This window comes from Streptomyces sp. NPDC058279 (assembly GCF_042881255.1).
Taxonomy (GTDB): domain Bacteria; phylum Actinomycetota; class Actinomycetes; order Streptomycetales; family Streptomycetaceae; genus Streptomyces.
Window position 1 is genome coordinate 55,502 of sequence record NZ_JBHVYA010000006.1, and the last position, 20,823, is coordinate 76,324.

At 72.5% G+C, this 20,823-nt stretch carries 18 protein-coding genes; 13 read left to right on the forward strand and 5 right to left on the reverse strand.

Annotated elements, in window-relative coordinates:
- Positions 1-108: 108 nt before the first annotated feature.
- The 10 genes from ACFVXJ_RS13970 (at position 109) to ACFVXJ_RS14015 (ending at position 9,405) form a co-directional block, all read left to right on the forward strand.
- Positions 109-1,821, forward strand: a complete 1,713-nt coding sequence (locus ACFVXJ_RS13970) for a nitrite/sulfite reductase (protein WP_389661950.1) — start codon at positions 109-111, stop codon at positions 1,819-1,821.
- Positions 1,818-2,015, forward strand: coding sequence for a hypothetical protein (locus ACFVXJ_RS13975; RefSeq protein WP_389661951.1), 198 nt, complete (start codon positions 1,818-1,820; stop codon positions 2,013-2,015). Before ACFVXJ_RS13970 ends, ACFVXJ_RS13975 begins: the two co-directional genes overlap by 4 nt.
- Positions 2,012-2,713, forward strand: a complete 702-nt coding sequence (locus tag ACFVXJ_RS13980; RefSeq protein ID WP_389661952.1) for a phosphoadenylyl-sulfate reductase — start codon at positions 2,012-2,014, stop codon at positions 2,711-2,713. The genes ACFVXJ_RS13975 and ACFVXJ_RS13980 overlap by 4 nt, the downstream gene beginning before the upstream one ends.
- A gap of 44 nt (positions 2,714-2,757) precedes the next feature.
- Complete coding sequence (gene cysC, locus ACFVXJ_RS13985; protein ID WP_389661953.1) at positions 2,758-3,303, forward strand: adenylyl-sulfate kinase; 546 nt, start codon at positions 2,758-2,760, stop codon at positions 3,301-3,303.
- On the forward strand, positions 3,300-4,235 hold the full coding sequence (gene cysD, locus ACFVXJ_RS13990; RefSeq protein ID WP_389661954.1) for a sulfate adenylyltransferase subunit CysD: 936 nt from the start codon (positions 3,300-3,302) through the stop codon (positions 4,233-4,235). Before cysC ends, cysD begins: the two co-directional genes overlap by 4 nt.
- A 2-nt stretch (positions 4,236-4,237) precedes the next feature.
- Positions 4,238-5,593: a sulfate adenylyltransferase subunit 1 gene (locus tag ACFVXJ_RS13995; protein WP_389661955.1), complete on the forward strand. Its 1,356-nt coding sequence runs from the start codon at positions 4,238-4,240 to the stop codon at positions 5,591-5,593.
- Positions 5,594-5,807: 214 nt separating this feature from the next.
- Positions 5,808-6,938: an aliphatic sulfonate ABC transporter substrate-binding protein gene (locus tag ACFVXJ_RS14000; protein ID WP_389661956.1), complete on the forward strand. Its 1,131-nt coding sequence runs from the start codon at positions 5,808-5,810 to the stop codon at positions 6,936-6,938.
- 34 nt (positions 6,939-6,972) lie between these two features.
- The gene (locus tag ACFVXJ_RS14005) at positions 6,973-7,764 is read left to right on the forward strand and encodes an ABC transporter ATP-binding protein (RefSeq protein ID WP_361308264.1); all 792 of its coding nucleotides are present in this window, start codon (positions 6,973-6,975) and stop codon (positions 7,762-7,764) included.
- The gene (locus tag ACFVXJ_RS14010; RefSeq protein WP_389661957.1) at positions 7,751-8,641 is read left to right on the forward strand and encodes an ABC transporter permease; all 891 of its coding nucleotides are present in this window, start codon (positions 7,751-7,753) and stop codon (positions 8,639-8,641) included. The genes ACFVXJ_RS14005 and ACFVXJ_RS14010 overlap by 14 nt, the downstream gene beginning before the upstream one ends.
- A 5-nt stretch (positions 8,642-8,646) precedes the next feature.
- The gene (locus ACFVXJ_RS14015) at positions 8,647-9,405 is read left to right on the forward strand and encodes a sirohydrochlorin chelatase (protein ID WP_389661958.1); all 759 of its coding nucleotides are present in this window, start codon (positions 8,647-8,649) and stop codon (positions 9,403-9,405) included.
- 501 nt (positions 9,406-9,906) lie between these two features.
- Here ACFVXJ_RS14015 and ACFVXJ_RS14020 read toward each other — a convergent pair.
- The 3 genes from ACFVXJ_RS14020 to mgt all read right to left on the reverse strand — a co-directional run bounded on the left by ACFVXJ_RS14020 (position 9,907) and on the right by mgt (position 12,836).
- The gene (locus ACFVXJ_RS14020; RefSeq protein ID WP_389661959.1) at positions 9,907-10,908 is read right to left on the reverse strand and encodes a ketopantoate reductase family protein; all 1,002 of its coding nucleotides are present in this window, start codon (positions 10,906-10,908) and stop codon (positions 9,907-9,909) included.
- Between the two features lie 62 nt (positions 10,909-10,970).
- Positions 10,971-11,537, reverse strand: a complete 567-nt coding sequence (locus ACFVXJ_RS14025) for a DUF1697 domain-containing protein (protein ID WP_389661960.1) — start codon at positions 11,535-11,537, stop codon at positions 10,971-10,973.
- A gap of 84 nt (positions 11,538-11,621) precedes the next feature.
- Entirely contained in the window at positions 11,622-12,836 is a 1,215-nt protein-coding gene (mgt, locus tag ACFVXJ_RS14030) for a macrolide-inactivating glycosyltransferase (protein WP_389661961.1), read from the reverse strand.
- Between the two features lie 135 nt (positions 12,837-12,971).
- Here mgt and ACFVXJ_RS14035 point away from each other — a divergent pair, with 135 nt between their 5' ends.
- The gene (locus ACFVXJ_RS14035; RefSeq protein ID WP_389662175.1) at positions 12,972-13,823 is read left to right on the forward strand and encodes a phosphotransferase enzyme family protein; all 852 of its coding nucleotides are present in this window, start codon (positions 12,972-12,974) and stop codon (positions 13,821-13,823) included.
- A 125-nt stretch (positions 13,824-13,948) separates the two neighbouring features.
- On the opposite strand, the gene ACFVXJ_RS14040 is transcribed toward ACFVXJ_RS14035, so the two are convergent.
- Positions 13,949-14,701 carry an exonuclease domain-containing protein gene (locus ACFVXJ_RS14040; protein ID WP_389662176.1) on the reverse strand — a complete coding sequence of 251 codons (753 nt, stop codon included), beginning with the start codon at positions 14,699-14,701 and terminating at the stop codon, positions 13,949-13,951.
- Between the two features lie 66 nt (positions 14,702-14,767).
- Positions 14,768-16,027: an SAV2148 family HEPN domain-containing protein gene (locus ACFVXJ_RS14045; protein WP_389661962.1), complete on the reverse strand. Its 1,260-nt coding sequence runs from the start codon at positions 16,025-16,027 to the stop codon at positions 14,768-14,770.
- Between the two features lie 285 nt (positions 16,028-16,312).
- Between ACFVXJ_RS14045 and glgX the strand changes: the two genes are divergently transcribed.
- Together glgX and treY are read left to right on the forward strand one after the other, a co-directional pair.
- The gene (gene glgX, locus ACFVXJ_RS14050; RefSeq protein ID WP_361308278.1) at positions 16,313-18,433 is read left to right on the forward strand and encodes a glycogen debranching protein GlgX; all 2,121 of its coding nucleotides are present in this window, start codon (positions 16,313-16,315) and stop codon (positions 18,431-18,433) included.
- A 107-nt stretch (positions 18,434-18,540) separates the two neighbouring features.
- Positions 18,541-20,790 carry a malto-oligosyltrehalose synthase gene (gene treY, locus ACFVXJ_RS14055; protein ID WP_389661963.1) on the forward strand — a complete coding sequence of 750 codons (2,250 nt, stop codon included), beginning with the start codon at positions 18,541-18,543 and terminating at the stop codon, positions 20,788-20,790.
- Positions 20,791-20,823 lie beyond the last annotated feature (33 nt).

Sequence of the window (20,823 nt, forward strand, 5' to 3'; positions counted from 1 at the left end):
GCACAACCGGACCCGGCGCGGCCATCAGCCACACCTGCTCAGCGTGCAGGGGTCACGCCGCCGCTCCCCCTGCCCACGCCTTGAGCCGCCGAAGAAGGACGTACCGCCATGGCCGCCACCCCCGAAACGCCCGCAGCCGCCGCGCCCGCAGCCGCCGCCGCGCGCCGCAAGACCGGCCGTCACCGCGGTGAGGGTCAGTGGGCCGTCGGACACCACACCCCCCTCAACGGCAACGAGCAGTTCAAAAAGGACGACGACGGTCTCAATGTGCGGACACGCATCGAGACGATCTACGCCAAGACCGGCTTCGACTCGATCGACCCCAACGACCTGCGCGGCCGGATGCGCTGGTGGGGCCTCTACACCCAGCGCAAGCCCGGGATCGACGGCGGCAAGACCGCCATCCTGGAGCCGGAGGAGCTGGACGACAAGTACTTCATGCTGCGCGTGCGCATCGACGGCGGCCGGCTGACCACCGAGCAGCTGCGCGTCATCGGCGAGATCTCCGAGGAGTTCGCCCGCGGCACCGCCGACCTCACGGACCGGCAGAACGTGCAGTACCACTGGATCCGGATCGAGGACGTCCCGGAGATCTGGCGCCGGCTGGAGGCCGTGGGCCTCTCCACCACCGAGGCCTGCGGTGACACGCCCCGTGTCATCCTCGGCTCGCCGGTCGCCGGCATCGCCCTGGACGAGATCATCGACGGCACCCCCGCCATCGAGGAGATCCAGCGCCGGATCGTGGGCAACCCGGCCTTCTCCAACCTGCCCCGCAAGTTCAAGTCCGCGATCTCCGGCTCGCCGCTGCTCGACGTGGCGCACGAGATCAACGACATCGCCTTCGTCGGCGTGCACCACCCCGAGCACGGCCCCGGCTTCGACGTGTGGGTCGGCGGCGGCCTGTCCACCAACCCCAAGCTGGGCGTGCGCCTGGGCGCCTGGGTCTCACTGGACGAGGTCCCGGACGTCTACGAGGGCGTCATCTCGATCTTCCGCGACTACGGCTACCGCCGACTGCGCACCCGCGCCCGACTGAAGTTCCTCGTGGCCGACTGGGGCGCGGCCAAGTTCCGTCAGGTGCTGGAGGACGAGTACCTCAAGCGCGAGCTGACCGACGGCCCGGCGCCCGAGCAGCCCAGCGGCCAGTGGCGCGACCACGTCGGTGTGCACCGGCAGCAGGACGGCAAGTTCTACGTCGGCTTCGCCCCCCGGGTCGGCCGCGTGGACGGCGCCACCCTCACCAAGATCGCGGACGTGGCCGAGCAGCACGGCTCGGGCCGACTGCGCACCACCGCCGAGCAGAAGATGATCGTGCTGGACATCGACGCGGACCGGGTCGACTCCGTGGTCGAGGCGCTGGAGGCGCTGGACCTGCGGGTCAAGCCGTCCCCGTTCCGCCGCGGCACGATGGCCTGCACCGGCATCGAGTTCTGCAAGCTGGCCATCGTCGAGACGAAGGCCCGCGGCGCCTCGCTGATCGACGAACTGGAGCGCCGTCTGCCGGACTTCGCCGAGCCGATCACCATCAACATCAACGGCTGCCCGAACGCGTGCGCCCGTATCCAGGTGGCGGACATCGGTCTCAAGGGGCAGTTGGTCCTGGACGAGGACGGCAACCAGGTCGAGGGCTACCAGGTGCACCTCGGCGGCGCGCTCGGCCTGGAGGCCGGCTTCGGCCGCAAGGTCCGCGGCCTCAAGGTCACCTCGGCCGGGCTGCCGGACTACGTGGAGCGGGTCGTCACGCGCTTCCAGGAGCAGCGCGAGGACGGCGAGCGCTTCGCCGCCTGGGTCGGCCGCGCGAGCGACGAGAGCCTGTCGTGAGCGAGCGCGCCGCACCGTTCTACTGCCCGTACTGCGGCGACGAGGACCTGTTTCCCCACGAGGCGGGTCACGGCGCCTGGGAATGCAGGGCCTGCAACCGGGCCTTCCAGCTGAAGTACCTCGGGCTGCTGGCCCGCGGTGTTCAGTCCGATCGGTCCGGTCAGTCGGATCAGCCTGGAGGGGAACAGATATGACGACGACTCAGGAGACCGGGGACCTCAAGGCACTGGCCGAGCAGGCGGGCCGCGACCTGGAGGACGCCTCCGCGCTGGAGATCCTCACCTGGGCCGCCGAGACCTTCGGCAAGAAGTTCGCCGTCACCTCCTCGATGGAGGACGCGGTCGTCGCCCACCTGGCCTCCCGCGCCTTCCCGGGCGTGGACGTGGTCTTCCTCGACACCGGCTACCACTTCGAGGAGACCATCGGCACCCGTGACGCGGTCGAGGCCGTGATGGACGTCAACGTCATCACCCTCACCCCGCGCCAGAGCGTCGCCGAGCAGGACGCCGAGTACGGGCCCAAGCTGCACGACCGGGACCCGGACCTGTGCTGCGCGCTGCGCAAGGTCAAGCCGCTGGAGGAGGGCCTGACCGCGTACGAGGCGTGGGCGACGGGCCTGCGCCGCGACGAGTCCCCGACCCGGGCGAACACCCCCGTGGTCGGCTGGGACGAGAAGCGGCGGAAGGTCAAGGTCTCGCCGATCGCCCGCTGGACGCAGGACGACGTGGACAGCTACGTCGCCGAGCACGGCGTGCTCACCAACCCGCTGCTGATGGACGGCTACGCCTCCGTCGGCTGCGCCCCCTGCACCCGCCGGGTGGCGGAGGGCGAGGACGCGCGGGCCGGCCGCTGGGCCGGCCGGGCCAAGACCGAGTGCGGACTGCACGGCTGATGACGGATCTCGAAGCAGTGAACGAACCGACGGAGACGAGAACGATGAGCGTGAGCGACCAGGGCGCCACCGTGTGGCTGACCGGGCTGCCGAGCGCGGGCAAGACCACCATCGCGTACGCGCTGGCCGAGCGGCTGCGGGCCGAGGGCCACCGCGTGGAGGTGCTCGACGGCGACGAGATCCGCGAGTTCCTCTCCGCCGGGCTGGGCTTCAGCCGGGAGGACCGGCACACCAACGTGCAGCGGATCGGCTTCGTCGCCGAACTGCTCGCGAGCAACGGCGTCAAGGCGCTGGTGCCGGTGATCGCGCCGTTCGCCGACAGCCGGGAGGCCGTCGCCAAGCGGCACGCGGCCGAGGGCACCGCCTACCTGGAGGTTCACGTGGCCACCCCGGTCGAGGTCTGCTCCGAGCGCGACGTGAAGGGCCTGTACGCCAAGCAGGCGGCGGGCGAGATCTCCGGTCTGACCGGGGTCGACGACCCGTACGAGGCTCCGGACGCCCCGGACCTGCGGATCGAGTCGCACACGCAGTCCGTGCAGGAGTCGGCTTCGACCCTGTACGCGCTGCTCACCGAGAGGGGTCTGGCATGACGACCGTCGCCCACCTGCACGACGGGACCGACGCTCCCTACGCGCTGTCCCACCTCGACGCCCTCGAATCGGAGGCCGTGCACATCTTCCGCGAGGTGGCGGGCGAGTTCGAGAAGCCGGTGATCCTGTTCTCCGGCGGCAAGGACTCCATCGTCATGCTGCACCTGGCGCTCAAGGCGTTCGCGCCCGCGCCGGTGCCCTTCGAGCTGCTGCACGTCGACACCGGTCACAACTTCCCCGAGGTGCTGGAGTACCGCGACCGCACGGTCGCGGAGCACGGCCTGCGCCTGCACGTGGCCTCCGTCCAGGAGTACATCGACGCCGGCACGCTGCGCGAGCGCCCGGACGGCACCCGCAACCCGCTCCAAACCGTCCCGCTGACCGAGGCGATCCAGCGGCTGAAGTTCGACGCCGTCTTCGGCGGCGGCCGCCGTGACGAGGAGAAGGCCCGCGCCAAGGAGCGGGTGTTCTCCCTGCGCGACGAGTTCTCCCAGTGGGACCCGCGCCGCCAGCGCCCCGAACTGTGGCAGCTCTACAACGGCCGGCACGCCCCGGGCGAGCACGTGCGCGTGTTCCCGCTGTCGAACTGGACCGAGCTGGACGTGTGGCAGTACATCGCCCGTGAGGGCATCGAGCTGCCGCAGATCTACTTCGCCCATGAGCGCGAGGTGTTCAAGCGGAACGGCATGTGGCTGACGGCCGGCGAGTGGGGCGGTCCGAAGGAGGACGAGACGCCCGAGAAGCGCCTCGTCCGCTACCGCACCGTCGGTGACATGTCCTGCACGGGCGCCGTCGACTCCGACGCGACCACGCTGGACGCCGTGATCACCGAGATCGCCGCCTCCCGCCTCACCGAGCGGGGCGCGACCCGCGCCGACGACAAGATGTCCGAGGCCGCGATGGAAGACCGCAAGCGCGAAGGGTACTTCTAGACATGACCTCCACCACCGATCAGGTCGCCGGCTTCGTCGACCCTTCAGTGACCACGCTGCTGCGCTTCGCGACCGCCGGTTCCGTCGACGACGGCAAGTCCACGCTGGTCGGACGGCTCCTGCACGACTCCAAGTCGGTCCTGACGGACCAGTTGGAGGCCGTCGAGGCCGTCTCCGCCCGGCGCGGGCAGGACGCCCCCGACCTCGCGCTGCTCACCGACGGCCTGCGCGCCGAGCGGGAGCAGGGCATCACCATCGACGTGGCGTACCGCTACTTCGCCACCGCCCGGCGCCGGTTCATCCTGGCCGACACCCCCGGACACGTGCAGTACACCCGCAACATGGTCACCGGCGCGTCCACCGCCGACCTGGCCGTGGTCCTCGTCGACGCCCGCAACGGCGTCATCGAGCAGACCCGCCGGCACGCGGCCGTCGCGGCGCTGCTGCGCGTCCCGCACGTGGTCCTCGCCGTCAACAAGATGGACCTCGTGGGCTACCAGGAGGCGGTCTTCGCGAAGATCGCCGAGGAGTTCACCGCGTACGCCTCCGACTTGGGCGTCCCCGAGATCACCGCGATCCCGATCTCGGCCCTGGCCGGCGACAACGTCGTGGAGCCCTCGGCGCACATGGACTGGTACGGCGGCCCGACGGTGCTGGAGCACCTGGAGACGGTCCCGGTCAGCCACGACCTGACCGCCTGCCCGGCGCGCTTCCCGGTCCAGTACGTGATCCGGCCGCAGACCGCCGAACACCCCGACTACCGCGGCTACGCGGGCCAGATCGCCTCCGGCGTGCTGCGCGTCGGCGAGGCCGTCACCGTCCTGCCGTCGGGCCGGACCTCGGTCATCGAGGGCATCGACGCGCTCGGCGAGAGCGTCGACATCGCGTGGGCGCCGCAGTCGGTGACGTTGCGGCTGCGGGACGACATCGACATCTCGCGCGGTGACCTGATCGCCCCGTCCGCGAGCGCACCGGCCACCACTCAGGACGTCGAGGCGACGGTGTGCCACGTCGCGGACCAGCCCCTCTCGGTGGGCGCCCGGGTGCTGCTGAAGCACACCACGCGCACCGTCAAGGCGATCGTCAAGGAGATCCCCTCGCGGTTGACCCTGGACGACCTGTCCCAGCACCCGGAGCCCGGGCGGTTGGTCGCCAACGACATCGGCCGGGTCGTCGTCCGTACCGCGGAGCCGCTGGCGCTCGACGCCTACGCCGACTCGCGCCGCACCGGTTCCTTCCTCCTGATCGACCCGGCGGACGGGACCACCCTGGCGGCCGGCATGGCGGGCCAGGCGTTCGCCGCCCACGCCGACGAGGCCGAGCCCGTCCGGACCGATGAAGAAGGGTGGGACTTCTAACCCATGCTCGCCGACATCTACTCCACCTTCGCCAAGGAGGGCGGCCGCGTAGGCAGCGGCCACCTCGGCAGCGGCCAGGGAGGGGTGGCGCGATGTGCGCGATGACGTACGCGCACTGCCCGCGCGCCCACACCCCCCACCAGCCGTATCCGCCCTCGTTCCACAGACGAAGACCCGCGCCGTGACCCACGGCGCTCCGAGAGGAAGCCCTCCCGTGCCTGCCACCGGTACCACCACCCGTAAGACCCTTCGTCGCGGCGTCGTCGCCGCCGCCGCCCTGCCCCTCCTGATCGGTGGGCTCGCCTCCTGCGGCTACGGCTCCCAGGCCAAGAAGGACGACGCGAAGACCGCCGCCGTCCCCGCCGCCGACACCAAGAAGCTCTCCGCTTCCGAGGTCCGCATCGGGTACTTCCCGAACCTGACGCACGCCACCGCCCTGGTCGGCCTCCAGGAAGGCCTGATCGCCAAGGAGCTCGGCGGCACCACGATCAAGCCGCAGACCTTCAACGCCGGCCCGTCCGAGATCGAAGCCCTCAACGGCGGCTCTCTCGATATCGGCTTCATCGGCCCCTCCCCGTCGATCAACGGCTACGTGAAGTCCAAGGGCTCCAACCTGCGGATCATCTCCGGCTCCGCCTCGGGCGGCGTCAAGCTGGTCGTGAACCCGGACAAGATCAAGACCCTGGACGACCTCAAGGGCAAGAAGATCGCCACCCCGCAGAAGGGGAACACGCAGGACGTCGCGTTCCTCAACTGGATCGCCCAGAAGGGCTGGTCGGTCGACCCCGAGTCCGGCAAGGGTGACGTCTCCGTCGTCCGTACGGACAACAAGGTCACCCCGGACGCCTTCAAGCAGGGTTCGATCGACGGCGCCTGGGTGCCGGAGCCCACGGCCTCCAAGCTCGTCTCCGACGGCGGCTCCGTCCTCCTCGACGAGACCTCCCTGTGGCCCGACAAGAAGTTCGTGATCACGAACGTCATCGTGTCGCAGAAGTTCCTCAAGGAGCACGCGGACGTGGTCGAGGCCGTGCTCAAGGGCACGGTGAAGACCAACGAGTGGATCAACGCCAACCCGGACAAGGCGAAGGCGTCCGCCAACGCGAAGCTGGCGGCGGACGGCGGCAAGCCGCTCGACGCGAAGGTCATCGACCCGGCGTGGCAGAGCATCCTCGTCACCGACGACCCGCTGGCGAGCACCCTCAAGACGGAGTCCGACTGGGCGGTCAAGGCCAAGCTCATCGAGCAGCCCGACCTGACCGGCATCTACGACCTGACGCTCCTGAACAAGGTGCTCAAGGCCGCCGGCAAGCCCGAGGTCTCCGACGCCGGTCTCGGCGTCAAGTAAGTCCGTAACCCGAATCCCCCAGGAGGTGACGACCATGGCCACCACGCTCGCCAAGGCTGCCGAGGGCGCGGTAGCGGAGCGGACGCACGCCGCGCGCATCGAGCACGTCTCGAAGTCCTTCCCCGGCCCGGCGGGATCGCAGCTCGTCCTGGACGACATCAGCCTCGATGTCGCTCCCGGCGAGTTCGTCACCCTCCTGGGGGCCTCGGGGTGTGGCAAGTCCACCCTGCTCAACCTGGTCGCCGGTCTCGACAAGCCCAGCGCGGGCAGCATCGAGACCGCCGGCCGACCCGCCCTGATGTTCCAGGAGCACGCGCTGTTCCCCTGGCTGACGGCGGGCAAGAACATCGAACTGGCCCTGCGGCTGCGCGGGGTGGCCAAGGCCGACCGCAAGCCGGAGGCGGAGCGGCTGCTGGAGCTGGTCCGGCTCGGCGGGGCGTACGGCAAGCGCGTCCACGAGCTGTCGGGCGGCATGCGCCAGCGCGTGGCCCTGGCCCGCGCCCTGGCCCAGGACAGCCGGCTGCTGCTGATGGACGAGCCGTTCGCGGCGCTGGACGCCATCACCCGCGACGTGCTGCACGGCGAGCTGACCCGGATCTGGGAAGAGACCGGTCTCTCCGTCCTGTTCGTCACGCACAACGTCCGCGAGGCCGTGCGCCTCGCCCAGCGCGTGGTCCTGCTGTCCTCGCGGCCCGGCCGGGTCGCCAAGGAATGGACCGTGGACATCCCGCAGCCGCGCCGCATCGAGGACGCGGACGTCGCGGAACTGTCCCTGGAGATCACTGAACACCTGCGTGGGGAGATCCGCCGCCATGGCCAGCACTGACACCGCCCCCAAGGCCAAGAGCGACGACCTGGCGGGCCTGGAGGCCGGCCTGGACGCGCTCGACGCGGTCCAGACCCACCGCACCCCGGTCCGTGAGGTCCTGGTCAAGAAGGTCCTGCCGCCGGTCGTGGCCGTCGGCCTGGTCCTCGTGGTCTGGCAGGTCCTCGTCTCGGCACAGGTCGCCGACGCGACCAAGCTGCCCTCGCCGTCCGCGGTGTGGGACGGCGTGACCGCCATGTGGCTCAAGGGCACCCTGCTGGAGGTCATCTGGACCAGCGTCTCGCGCGGTCTGCTCGGCTTCCTGCTGGCCCTGGCGATCGGCACCCCGCTCGGCCTGCTGGTCTCGCGGGTGAGGCTCGTCCGCGCCGCCATCGGCCCGATCCTGTCCGGTCTCCAGTCCCTGCCCTCGGTGGCCTGGGTGCCGCCGGCGGTGATCTGGCTCGGCCTGAACGACTCGATGATGTACGCCGTCATCCTGCTCGGAGCGGTGCCGTCCATCGCCAACGGCCTGGTGTCGGGCGTGGACCAGGTCCCGCCGCTGTTCCTGCGGGCCGGCCGCACGATGGGCGCCACGGGGCTCAGGGGCACCTGGCACGTGGTCCTGCCCGCCGCGCTGCCGGGCTACCTCGCCGGTCTCAAGCAGGGCTGGGCCTTCTCCTGGCGCTCGCTGATGGCCGCCGAGATCATCGCGTCCTCCCCCGATCTGGGGCTGGGTCTCGGACAGCTCCTGGAGAACGGCCGGAACAACATCGACATGCCGGGCGTGTTCCTCGCCATCTTCCTGATCCTCATCGTCGGCATCGCCATCGACCTGCTGATCTTCAGCCCGGTCGAGCGGTGGGTGCTGCGCAGCCGCGGCCTGCTGGTCAAGAGCTGAGTCCCGTGTTCCGCGCCCCCGCCCTCCTCGTCATAGCCCACGGCAGCCGTGATCCGCGGCACGCCGCGACCGTGCACGCCCTGACCCGGCGCGCCCGGGCGCAGCGGCCGGGGTTGCGCGTGGAGACGGCGTTCCTGGACTTCGACGCCCCTACGGTGGCGCAGGTCCTCGCCCGCCTCCACCGGTCGGGGGTGCGGGAGGTCGTGGCGCTGCCGCTGCTGCTCACCCGGGCGTTCCACGCGAAGACGGACATCCCCGCGGTGCTGGCGGAGGCCGTGACCGGTCTCCCGGGCCTCGCGGTCCGGGTCGCGGACGTCCTCGGCCCGTCGCCGCTGCTGACGGCGGCCCTCGAACGCCGGCTCCGCGAAGCCGGCCTCTCCCCGGCGGACCGCGCCGGCACCGGCGTGGTGCTCGCGGCCGCCGGTTCATCGGACCCGGAGGCGATCGCAGTGATCGCTGAAATCGCGCGGGAGTGGCGGCACACCGGTTGGTGCGCCGTGCGGCCTGCGTTCGCCTCCGCCTCACTGCCCCGTACGGAGGACGCCGTACGGGCGCTGCGCGCCGAGGGCGTACGACGCGTGGCCGTGGCCCCGTACGTCATCGCCCCCGGCCGCCTCCCGGACCGCATCGCGGCGGGCGCGCACGCGGCGGGCGCGGACCTGGTGGCGCCCGTCCTCGGCGCGGCCCCGGAACTGGCCCGCCTCCTCCTCCACCGCTACGACGCGGCCACCGCCCCCGTCACCGCTTTGCCCCTGTCGGCCTGACCGGCCCGAGCCGAAGCGTGCCGCCCGAGACCACAACACCCGTACGGGACAGGCCGAAACCCCGCCCCCGGCCCGACCCGGCGATCGCGGGCCCGGCGCGGAGCGCACGTACGGGGGGCCCAGGCCCGGCACCAATCAGCCCGGGCACGGAGCCCGGCCGGAGCCCCGGGTCCGGGCCGCCCGAGGTCAGCCCAGCCGGCCCGGCGCTTGCGGGCACGCGCGCGAAGCGCACGCACAGGGGTCCGGGCGGGGCCCAGGCCCAGCCGGCCTTCGGCGCCGGCGCAGCCTCCCCGGCAATTGAGCACGCGCGCCCAGCGCACGCACAAGGGGTCCGGGGCGAAGCCCAACGAACCCGGCCGCCCGGCCAATCCAGCCGGCCCGGCGCTTGCGGGCACGCGCGCGGAGCGACCACACAGGGGGCCCGGGGCGCAGCCCAACGGACCCGGCCGCCCCGCCAATCCAGCCCGCCCGGCGCTTGCGGGCGTCGGTAGCGGCAGCGGCCTACGCGCGGGCCGCCGCCTCGTCGGCCAGGGCCGTCAGGTCCTCGGTCGACATCGCCCCCGGCGGCAACCCCTCCCGCGCGAAGATGTTCGCCGCGTGCCGCAGCGTGTCGTTCACCGGCGTCGCCACCCCGTGCAACCGCCCCAACAGACTGATCTCCCCGTTGAGGTAGTCCGCCTCCACCGACCCCGTCCCGCGGGCCAGGCTCTGCCACGACGACCCGCCCCGCACCCCGGCCGGCTGGTCCACCTTGCCCTCGCGGGCCGCCGACTGCTCCGCCTCCGAGACGTAGCCGATCCCGGCGGCCCCGTACGCGGCTTTCGCCTCGCGGATCGCCCTGAGCAGCAGCGCCGCCTTCGCCGGAGCCGGTTCGGGGCCCGTCGTCGCCTGGATCGCGTTGCCGAGGTTGCCCAGCAGCTTGGCGTATTTCCACCGCATGACGTCCTCGACGACCGGCGCGCCGAACCCCGCCTTCTCCAAGTCGGCGGCGATCGCCCGGACCCGGGTGTCGGTTCCGCCCGTCGCGCGGCCCAGGTGCAGGATGCCCGTCAGCGGCGCGCACAGCGCCGAGACCACGCCCGGTTCCAGGAAGGTGGCGGGCAGCCAGACGCACACCCCGTACACCCGCGCGAAGCGCCGCAGGGCGAGCCGTTCGCTCTCCACGCCGTTCTGCAGGCACAGCACCGGCAGGCGCTGCGCCGCCGTGCCGCCGCCGGCGACCTCCGCGTCGCCCCAGGCGTCGAGTGCCGCGATGGCGTCCTGGGTCTTCACGGTGAGCAGGAGCACGTCGTCGGGCCGCAGTTCGCCGAGCTCCGCCGGGCCCGTGACCACGGGCAGCCGGTGCACCCGCTCCCCCGCGGCCGTCGTGAGCCGCAGTCCGTCCGCCGCGAGCGCCTGGGCGTGCGCGCCCCGGGCGACGAGGACGACGTCCTGGCCCGCTTCGCCGAGCCGTCCGCCGATGGTCGCGCCGATCGCCCCGGCGCCGATGATGATGTACCGCATGCCCCGAGCCTGGCACACTCCGGGCCCGCCGCCGCGGCCGGGGCGCCGGTGGGCCGCGGGTCTCAGTCCCGGGTCAATTCGACGAGCTTGACGACGGTGTTCCAGTTGCGGGTCGTCGCGTCGAGGCCCTTGAGCAGGGCCGGTCTGTGGAGCACCTCGCCGAGCTTGGAGGTGCCGAGGCCGCCCGGTGCGTAGAGGTAGACCACGCGGTCGCCGAGGCGGAACTCCTCGGGCAGGAATGCCTGGGCGTCGATGGCCGCGTAGCGCTCCGGGGAGGGCTGCGCCGACAGGAACATGACGTGGAGCTGCTTGCCTTCGAGTTCGGCGGCGGGGAACGGACAGGCTTCGGCCACGGCCCGCAGATGCGGTCCGTCCACGACGAGGCAGGGCACGCGGAAGCCGAAGTGTGCCTCGATGCCGGCCTCCAGCTGCCGGGCGAGAGTGTCGGGGCTGCGCTCCGTGCTGCTGAATACGGCGTTGCCGCTCTGCAGGTACGTCCGGACGTCGCCGTGGCCGAGTCGCTCCATGACGGCGCGCAGCTCGGCCATCGGGACCTTCTTGTTCCCGCCGACGTTGATCCCGCGCAGGAGCGCGGCGTAGGTCGTGCGAGTCGTGGGCTGTGGGCTCATGTCCCGAACGATAGGACGTCCCACCGACAGCGCCTGGCTCCTCGGCAGTGCCGGCCGTGCCGATGGTCGGGGCGCCGCGGAAGGTCAGGGCAGTTCGGCCTCGATGAGGTCGGCGGCCTGTCGCGCGCCGCCCTCGCGGGCCATCCCGGCGCGGACCGCCTCGGCCCGGGCGGCCACTTCCGGGTCGGCGACCAGGGCGAGCACGGCGTCCCGCAGGGTGCGGGCGTCGGCCTCCGCCATGGGGACGTGCCGGGCGATGCCCAGTCCCCGGAGCATGTCGGCGTTGCCGAACTGGTCGGCGGCCTGCGGGACGGCGACCATCGGGGTGGCCGTCGCCATGCCTTCCCGGCTGCCGCCGGCGCCCGCGTGGGTGATGAACGCATCGGCTTGGCGCAGGATGTCCCGCTGCGGAACCCAGCGGTGGACCTCGACATTGGCCGGGATCGGGCCGAGTTCGGCCTCGTCGGTGAATCTGCCGATCTGCAGGACCACGTGCCAGTCGGGCAGGTCCGCGAAGGCGTCCATGCAGGCGCGGTAGAAGGCGGGCAGTTTGGTGAAGGTGGAACCCATGGAGACCAGGACCACTTTCTTGCCCTCCGCGGCGGCCGGGCGCCGCCAGGCTCCCGGATCGGCTCCGTCGTCGGGCTCGCAGGCGCCGACGAAGGTGTGGACGGACCCGTCGACGCGGTCGGCGTGCGGCTGGAGGGCCTTGGGGATCAGCACGATGCTGCGGCGGGGCCGGCCCACCACCCGCTCGGGGTCGTCTGCCATCCCGTTCCGGTCGAGCCAGGACCGGAAGCGCGCGTCGTAGGCACGGCCGCGTTCGGTGGCCCGCAACCCGGCCTTCACGGGCGCGACCACCTCCTCGTCGTAGCCGTCCCAGGCGACGAGGTTCGGGGACAGGGAGATGTCGGGGACGCCCCAGCGGTGGGCGAGGACGACCGCCGGGTAGGCGGTGATGTCGTGGATGACGAGGTCCGGCTCGTCGCCTTCGAAGGCGGCTGCCAACTGGGGCAGTGCCTGAATGGCGTCGTCGAGGAAGGTTTCGAGGTGGTCGATGAGCTCGGTGCCCCATGCCTCGGGTTCGTCGTCGGTGGGCAGGCCGGAGTGCCAGAGGACCGGGGTGGCCCCGGTTTCGGCGATCTTGTCCGCGAAGGACGCGGGGATGGCGTAGCTGACGCGGTGACCGCGGGCGACGAGTTCCCGGATCACTTCGATGCTCGGGTTCACGTGGCCGTGGGCCGCGATGGAGAACATGGCGATGTGTGAGGGCTTGGCTGTGGTCACGCACACCACCATAACGAGACGATACGTCTCGTGCAATCGACTTCGCCTTGGCCCGTGACGGGGGGTCACCTTGAGGAGGAGAGCGGATGGCAGACTGGCCGCGAAGTGGTGGCGGGAACGACACGGACAGGGACGGGCGACGGCGGCATGGACGAGGCGCGGGCCAGGGACGTACTGACGACGGCCGGTGTCACCGGTCCGGCCGAGCTGCTGGCCTTCGGCGAGAACGCCGTGTTCGCGGTCGGCGACCTGGTGGTGAAGGTGGGCCGCGAGGCGACGCTGCTGGAGCGCGCCGAACGGGAGGTGGCGGTCGCGGACTGGCTCGCCGCCCACGAGGTGCCCGCGGTGCGGGCGGCCGAGCCGCGCGCCCGACTGGTGGACGGGCACCCCGTCACGGTGTGGCACCGGCTCCCGGACGCCGTCCGGCCGGCGCACCCGCGTGACCTCGCCCTCCTCCTGCGGCGGATCCACGCCCTGCCCGCCCCGCCGTTCGCGATGCCGGCGCGGGACCTGCTGGGCGGGGTCGAACGTTGGCTCCGGCTCGCCGGTGACGCCGTCGACCCGGCGGACGCGGCGTACCTACGGGCCCGGCGCGACGCCTACGCCGGCCAGGTGGCCGGGCTGACCCCCCAACTGCCGCCCGGGCCGATCCACGGCGACGCGCTGCCCCGCAACGTGCACGTCGGGCCGCGGGGACCGGTCCTGGTGGACCTGGAGACCGTATCGGCCGACCTGCGCGAGCACGATCTGGTGGTGATGGCCCTCTCGCGCGACCGGTACGGGCTGGCCGCCGAGGCGTACGAGGAGTTCGTGACGGCGTACGGATGGGACGTGCGGGACTGGCCCGGCTGCGCCGTGCTGCGCGGCGCGCGCGAGACGGCGAGCTGCGCGTGGGTCGCGCAGCACACCCCTGCGAACCCGGCCGCCCGCGCGGAGTTCGGTCGCCGCGTGGCCTCCCTGCGCGACGGCGCCACCGAGGTCCGCTGGCACCCCTTCTGAACGTCGCGGGCAGATCCGGACGCAACCCGTAGCCATCCGGTACGTGTCCCGGCCCCACCCCGCCCCGTCGACACCCCGGGCCGCGCGCCGGCCCACCGGCGCCACCCCCGGTCCGGCAGCGGCCGTCAGGCCCCGGCCGGAGTCGGGGCCGTGGCCGGGGCCGGGGCCGGTATGTGCGCCCGCAGGGGCCACGCCGCGTCGATCACGGCGTCCGGGCTGCCCTGACCCCGCAGGTACGCCTGGAAGTCCCGGGCCCACCGCGCGTGCCAGGCGCCCTGACGGTCATGCAGGTCCGCCGGACTGAGCGCGGCCACCTCCGGATGCCGGGCCGCTATCGCGCGGGCGACCTGAACCGCCGCCAGCGCGTCCGCCCCCGCGTCGTGCGCGGCGTCGAGGACGACCCCGTACACCCCGCACACCGCCTCCAGCGTCCGCTTCCCGCGCCGGTAGCGGTCCACGGCCCGGTCGATGGTCAGCGGGTCCACCACCGGCCCCGTCCGCGCCCCGCCCAGCCGGTCCGCGAGCGACGGCAGCCCGTGCCGGGCCAACTCCGCGCTCAGCAGCGTCAGATCGAAGGCGGCGTTGTAGGCGACGACCACCGCGCCGCGCAGCCAATGGCCGGTCAGGACGGCCGCCACCTCGTCGGCGACCTGCCGCACCGGCCGGCCCTCCGCCACGGCCCGCGCCGTGCTGATCCCGTGGATCGCCGCCGCCTGCGCCGGGATCGGTATCCCCGGGTCCGCGAGCCAGCCGCGCCGCTCGCGCACCTCGCCGCCCTGTACCTCGACCACCGCGGCCGTCACGATCCGGGACTCGCCCGGCTCCGTGCCGGTCGTCTCCAGATCGAACCCGACCAGTGCTCCCCCGTGCCACGCCACCACGGCGTCCCTCCCCCGTACCCACATCCGGTCAACGGCTTTCAGCCTGCCACGGGGCACTGACAGTCAGGACACCGGCCGGGAATCCTCCCACACCGACTCGAATTCCTCCCGGTACGTGGTGAAAAGTCCGTGCTCGGCGTCCTTCGGCACCCCCCGGCCGCCCCCGCGCAGCACCAACACCGGGGCCTCCATGCCGCGCGCCCGCCGCAGGTACGACTGGACCACCGCGATGCCCGAGGTCTCGCCCTCCACCAGGTACGCCGTGAAGCGGGGCGTCTCGTCGAAGACGTGGATCTCGAACCGCGACGCGTCGCGCAGGCCGGCCCGCACCCGCCGCACGTGCAGGATGTTCATCTCCACGGACCGGCTCAGCTCGCCCTTGCGCAGCCCCAGCTCCCGCTCGCGCCGCTTGACGGCGCTGCTCGCCGGGTTCAGGAACAGCAGCCGCACCCGGCAGCCCGCCTCCGTGAGCCGGACGAGTCTTCGGCCGGAGAAGTTCTGCACCAGCAGGTTGAGACCTATCCCGATGGCGTCCAGCCGCCGCGCGCCCCCGAACAGGTCCTCCGCCGGAAGCTGGCGCTGGAGCCGAACCCGGTCGGGATGGACGGAGATGACATCGGCGTACCGGTCCCCGACCAGGTCCTCGACGGCGTCGATCGGCAGCCGGTCCGCCGCCGGGCTGCCCGCGCCGCCGCCCAGCACCTCCAGCAGCCGCGCCGAGGCCCGCTCGGCCTGTTCCAGGACCGGCCGCGAGAGCGCCCGGTTGCGGGAGACCACGTTGCGGGTGACCTCCAGCTCGTCGAGGGCCAGCTCGATCTCCCGGCGGTCGTCGAAGTACGGCTCGAAGCAGGGCCAGTGTTGGACCATCAGCTCGCGCAGTTGGGGCAGCGTGAGGAAGCTGAGCACGTTGTCGTCGGCCGGGTCCAGCAGGTAGCCCTTGCGCCGGCTGACCTCGCGTACGGCCACCGCCCGCTGGACCCATTCCTGTCCGGCGGGACCGGCCGCCGCCACGACCCAGTCGTCCTGCCCGTGCACGGGCTCGTAGATGGGCCGCAGCACGGCGCCGACGACGGCCCGCAACCGCTGCTCGATGAGGTTCAGCCAGATGTAGGCGCGTCCCGCCCGCTGTGCGCGGGTGCGGACCTCGCTCCACGCGTCCGCGCCCCAGTCCAGTTCGGCCCCGGCCCGGGCGCTGCCCGGCTCCGGCGGTGCCAGGGACACCGCCCCGGCCACCACCCCGGCCTGCGCGGTTCCAGGGGCGTCCGCCGGGCCACCCTCGTGCCCGCTGTCACCAGGGGGCAGCTCCAGACCTCCCGAGCTCACCCGTGCACCGCCTTCTGCGTCTGGACGCCCGTCTCCAGTGATCACGGAAGGGTACTCCGCGCGCGCGGCCCGACGCAGCCCGATGGCGCGTACACCGACTGCTCGTTGACCCATTATCCGATGCCCGGACAGTCCGCTGACCCGGATATCAGCTCTCCGGGTCACCCGGTAGAACCATCCCAAGTCCACGCGTGGGGACCTCCTTTCGGGGAAGATCTGGCAGAGACGTTGTCCATGCCCGAGCAGCCGGGACGTCAGCCGACATCGAGGGAAGAGTCGTTATCTATGCAGGTCTGGCCGGGACAGGCGTATCCGCTGGGTGCCACGTACGACGGCGCCGGAACCAACTTCGCTGTCTACTCCGAGGCCGCTCGGCGGATCGAGCTGTGCCTGCTGCACGACGACGGCTCGGAGACCGCCGTCGAACTCCGTGAGACGGACGCCTTCGTCCGGCACGCCTACCTGCCCGGCGTCATGCCCGGCCAGCGCTACGGCTTCCGGGTCCACGGCCCGTACGAGCCCGAGCACGGCATGCGCTGCAACGCGGCGAAGCTGCTGCTGGATCCGTACGCGCGGGCCATCAGCGGCAGCGTGGCGTGGGGCGAGGAGGTGTACGGCTACCACTTCGGCCGCCCGGACTCGCGCAACGACCTGGACTCGGCCCCGCACACCATGACCTCGGTGGTGGTGAACCCGTACTTCGACTGGGCCAACGACCGGCCCCCGCGCCACGAGTACCACCACACCGTGCTGTACGAGGCGCACGTGAAGGGCCTGACCATGCGCCACCCGGAGCTCCCCGAGGAGTTGCGGGGCACGTACGGGGCGCTCGCGCACCCGGCGGTCATCGGGCACCTCACCAAGCTCGGGGTGACGGCGCTGGAGCTGATGCCGGTGCACCAGTACGTCAACGACCACCGCCTCGTCGACGACGGCCTGAGCAACTACTGGGGCTACAACACCATCGGTTTCTTCGCCCCGCACAACGGATACGCGTCGGGCGACCGGGGCGAGCAGGTGCTGGAGTTCAAGTCGGCGGTCCGCGCCCTGCACGAGGCCGGGATCGAGGTGATCCTGGACGTGGTCTACAACCACACGGCCGAGGGAAACCACCTGGGGCCGACGCTCTCGTTCCGTGGGCTGGACAACGCCTCGTACTACCGGCTCGCCGACGATCCGCGCCACTACATGGACACCACGGGCACCGGGAACTCGTTGCTGATGCGGTCCCCGCACGTCCTGCAACTGATCATGGACTCGCTGCGGTACTGGGTCACCGAGATGCACGTGGACGGCTTCCGCTTCGACCTCGCGGCCACGCTGGCCCGGCAGTTCCACGAGGTGGACCGGCTGTCGTCGTTCTTCGACCTGGTGCAGCAGGACCCGGTGGTGAGCCAGGTGAAGCTGATCGCGGAGCCCTGGGACCTGGGCGAGGGCGGCTACCAGGTGGGCAACTTCCCGCCCCTGTGGACGGAGTGGAACGGCAAGTACCGCGACACCGTACGGGACTTGTGGCGCGGCCAGCCACGCACGCTCGCGGAGTTCGCGGGGCGGCTGACCGGCTCCTCGGACCTCTACCAGGACGACGGGCGGCGACCGCTCGCCTCGATCAACTTCACCACCTGCCACGACGGTTTCACCCTGCACGACCTGGTCTCCTACAACGAGAAGCACAACGAGGCCAACCGGGAGGGCAACCGGGACGGCGAGACCCACAACCGCTCCTGGAACTGCGGCGTCGAGGGGACGACCGAGGACCCGGAGGTGCTGGAGCTGCGCGAGCGCCAGATGCGCAACTTCATGGCGACCCTCATGCTCTCCCAGGGCGTCCCGATGCTCAGCCACGGGGACGAGTTCGCCCGCACCCAGGGCGGCAACAACAACGCCTACTGTCAGGACAACGAGCTGTCGTGGGTGACCTGGCCCGAGCCGGGCAAACCGGCGCCCGCGCTGTTGGAGTTCACCCGTCAGATGGTGTGGCTGCGCCGAGACCACCCGGTGTTCCGCCGCCGCCGGTTCTTCCACGGCCGGCCGGTGGAGGGAACGCACGACGAGCTCTCCGACATCGCCTGGTTCACCCCGCACGGCGAGGAGATGCGGGCCCGCGACTGGCAGGCGCAGCACGCCCGTTCCCTGACGGTGTTCCTCAACGGCGAGGCGATCTCGGAGCCGGGATCGCGCGGGGAGCGGATCACCGACGACTCGTTCCTGCTGATGTTCAACGCGGGCTCGGAGCCGCAGGAGTTCACCGTCCCGGCCGGTCACGGGGCCCGCTGGCTGCTGGTGGTCGACACGGCGAAGGCGGAGGTGCTGCCCCCCGGCACCGGCCCGCAGTACGCGGCCGGCGACCGGGTGCCGCTGACGGGACGCTCCCTGGTGGTCCTCCAGCGCCCGGAGAGCTCTTAGGCGGGGCACCGGCGGACGCCGGGTGGGGGCGGTCCGGCGTGGCCCGAAGGTCACCCGGATGCACGGCCGAGGGCAAGGAATCGGGCTGGGCGGGTACGTAGGTTCTCATGAGCCAGTCATACGAACGCGCCCGACCGACACCTGACGTCACGGCAGTCGTCACGCCGGCCTCCACCTACCGTATCCAGCTCTGTCCCGAGTTCCCGTTCGCGGCGGCCGAGGCGGCGGTGCCCTACCTCGCCTCCCTCGGTGTGTCCCACCTGCACCTCTCCCCCTCCCTGGAAGCGGTGCCCGGTTCGACGCACGGCTACGACGTCACCGACCACTCCCGGGTGCGGGAGGAGCTCGGCGGTGAGGTCGGACTGCGGGCGCTCGCCCGCACCGCCCGCGACCACGGGCTCGGCCTCGTCCTCGACATCGTGCCGAACCACATGGCGGTCCCCTCCCCGCTGCGGCTGAACCGGCCCCTGTGGGAGGTGCTGCGCGAGGGCCCCCGCTCCCCGTACGCACGCTGGTTCGACATCGACTGGGAGGCCGGCGGCGGGCAGGTGCTGCTGCCGGTGCTGACGGGGCCGCTGGAGGTGGAGTCGCTCACCGTCGACGGGGAGGTGCTGCGCTACGGGGACCACGAGTTCCCGCTGCGGGAGGGCACCGCCGGGCTGGCGCCGGCCGAGCTCGCGGCGGCGCAGTGGTACCGCCCGGCGTTCTGGCGCGAGGCCCGCACCGCCCTCAACTACCGCCGGTTCTTCACGATCTCGGACCTGATCGGGGTGCGGGTGGAGGACCCGGAGGTGTTCGCCGCGACCCACGCCAAGATCTTGGAGCTGGTCCGGGACGGGGTGCTCCAGGGGCTGCGGATCGACCACGTGGACGGGCTGGCGGACCCCGAGGGGTACCTGCGGCGGCTGCGGGCCGAGGCGGGCGAGGACTGCTGGGTGGTGGTGGAGAAGATCCTGGCCCGCTCCGAGCGGCTGCCCGCCTCGTGGCCGGTGGCCGGCACCACCGGGTACGACGCGCTGCACCGGGTGGACGGGGTGTTCACCGACCCCGCCGGGGCCGCCGAACTGGAGCGGGACTACCGCAAGTCGACGGGCGCGGGTTCCTGGGCGGAGACGGCCGAGGGGTGTGCGCGGGAGGTCCTGACCGGCGATCTGGCGGCCGAGCTGACCGCACTGGAGCGCCGGGCCGGGCCGGAACTGCGCGACGCGGTGGTGGAGTTGCTGGTCGCCAATCCGGTCTACCGGCAGTACCCGGGCGGCCCCGGTCTGCCGCCCGAGGTCCTGGAGCGGGCGGGCGCGCTGGTCGGCGCCGGCGCGGTGGAGGCCGTACGCGACCTCCTGCGCCGCGATCCCGCGTTCGAGGCGCGCTTCGCCCAGACCTCGGCGGCGCTGCGTGCCAAGTCGCTGGAGGACCGGGCCTTCTACCGTTGGGCCCCGCTGCTGTCGGCGACGGAGGTGGGCGGGGAGCCCGGGGACCCGGCGGTGTCGGTCGCGCGGTTCCACGCGTACTGCGCGGAACTGGAGCGGGACTGGCCCGCCTCCGGGACGGCGCTGTCCACGCACGACACGAAGCGCAGCGCCGACGTACGGGCCCGGATCGCCGTGCTCTCCCAGGCGCCGGAGCTGATGGCGGGGGCCGGCGCCGTCCCGGACGCCCTGCTGGCGTGGGCGGCCCGGCAGAGCGCGCTGGGCCTCGGGCAGATCCCCGAGCGGGAGTCCCGGCTGGCGGCGGCGCTGCTCAAGGGGGCCCGTGAGGCGGCGCTGCACACGTCCTGGACCGACCCGGACGAGCAGTACGAGGGCGGCATCGTCGCCCCGCCCGAGCTGGACCTGCCGCCGGACCTGGCGGAGGCGGCCCGCGCCAACATGCTGGGCATGACCCTCCTGCACCTGGCCATGCCGGGGGTGCCGGAGGTGTACCAGGGGGCGGAGAGCGAGTACCGGGCCCTGGTCGACCCGGACAACCGCCGGCCGGTCGTCTTCCCCAGCGAGGAGCTGGCCCGGCTGGACGCGGGCGGGGTGCCGCACGGTCCGGCGGGCGAGAAGCTGGCCCTGTCGGCGGCCCTGCTGCGGCTGCGGCGCGCCCGGCCGGAGCTGTTCACCGGCTACCGGCCGCTGACGGCCCGGGGTCCGGCGGCCGGACATTGCGTGGCCTTCGGCCGGTCGCGGGGGCTGATCGCGGTCGCCACCCGGCTCTCGCACCGGCTCGCCGGTGACGGCGGCTGGCGCGACACGGCCCTGCCCCTCCCGTCGGGCCGCTGGAGGCAGCTGCTGGGCGAGGGCTCGTACGAGGGCGAGGCGCTGCTGTCCCACCTGCTGGCCGAGACCCCGGCGGTGGCCCTGGTCCGGGTGGAGTAGGCGCCCCGGAGCGTGGGCGTACGGTCGCGGTCG

Excerpts from the sequence above, each read along its gene's own strand:
- ACFVXJ_RS13970 (WP_389661950.1), top strand. The coding sequence starts at position 109 with ATGGCCGCCACCCCCGAAACGCCCGCAGCCGCCGCGCCCGCAGCCGCC.
- ACFVXJ_RS13980 (WP_389661952.1), top strand. The coding sequence starts at position 2,012 with ATGACGACGACTCAGGAGACCGGGGACCTCAAGGCACTGGCCGAGCAG.
- cysC (WP_389661953.1), top strand. The coding sequence starts at position 2,758 with ATGAGCGTGAGCGACCAGGGCGCCACCGTGTGGCTGACCGGGCTGCCG.
- cysD (WP_389661954.1), top strand. The coding sequence starts at position 3,300 with ATGACGACCGTCGCCCACCTGCACGACGGGACCGACGCTCCCTACGCG.
- ACFVXJ_RS13995 (WP_389661955.1), top strand. The coding sequence starts at position 4,238 with ATGACCTCCACCACCGATCAGGTCGCCGGCTTCGTCGACCCTTCAGTG.
- ACFVXJ_RS14005 (WP_361308264.1), top strand. The coding sequence starts at position 6,973 with ATGGCCACCACGCTCGCCAAGGCTGCCGAGGGCGCGGTAGCGGAGCGG.
- ACFVXJ_RS14010 (WP_389661957.1), top strand. The coding sequence starts at position 7,751 with ATGGCCAGCACTGACACCGCCCCCAAGGCCAAGAGCGACGACCTGGCG.
- ACFVXJ_RS14020 (WP_389661959.1), bottom strand. The coding sequence starts at position 10,908 with ATGCGGTACATCATCATCGGCGCCGGGGCGATCGGCGCGACCATCGGC.
- ACFVXJ_RS14025 (WP_389661960.1), bottom strand. The coding sequence starts at position 11,537 with ATGAGCCCACAGCCCACGACTCGCACGACCTACGCCGCGCTCCTGCGC.
- mgt (WP_389661961.1), bottom strand. The coding sequence starts at position 12,836 with ATGGTGGTGTGCGTGACCACAGCCAAGCCCTCACACATCGCCATGTTC.
- ACFVXJ_RS14035 (WP_389662175.1), top strand. The coding sequence starts at position 12,972 with ATGGACGAGGCGCGGGCCAGGGACGTACTGACGACGGCCGGTGTCACC.
- glgX (WP_361308278.1), top strand. The coding sequence starts at position 16,313 with ATGCAGGTCTGGCCGGGACAGGCGTATCCGCTGGGTGCCACGTACGAC.
- treY (WP_389661963.1), top strand. The coding sequence starts at position 18,541 with ATGAGCCAGTCATACGAACGCGCCCGACCGACACCTGACGTCACGGCA.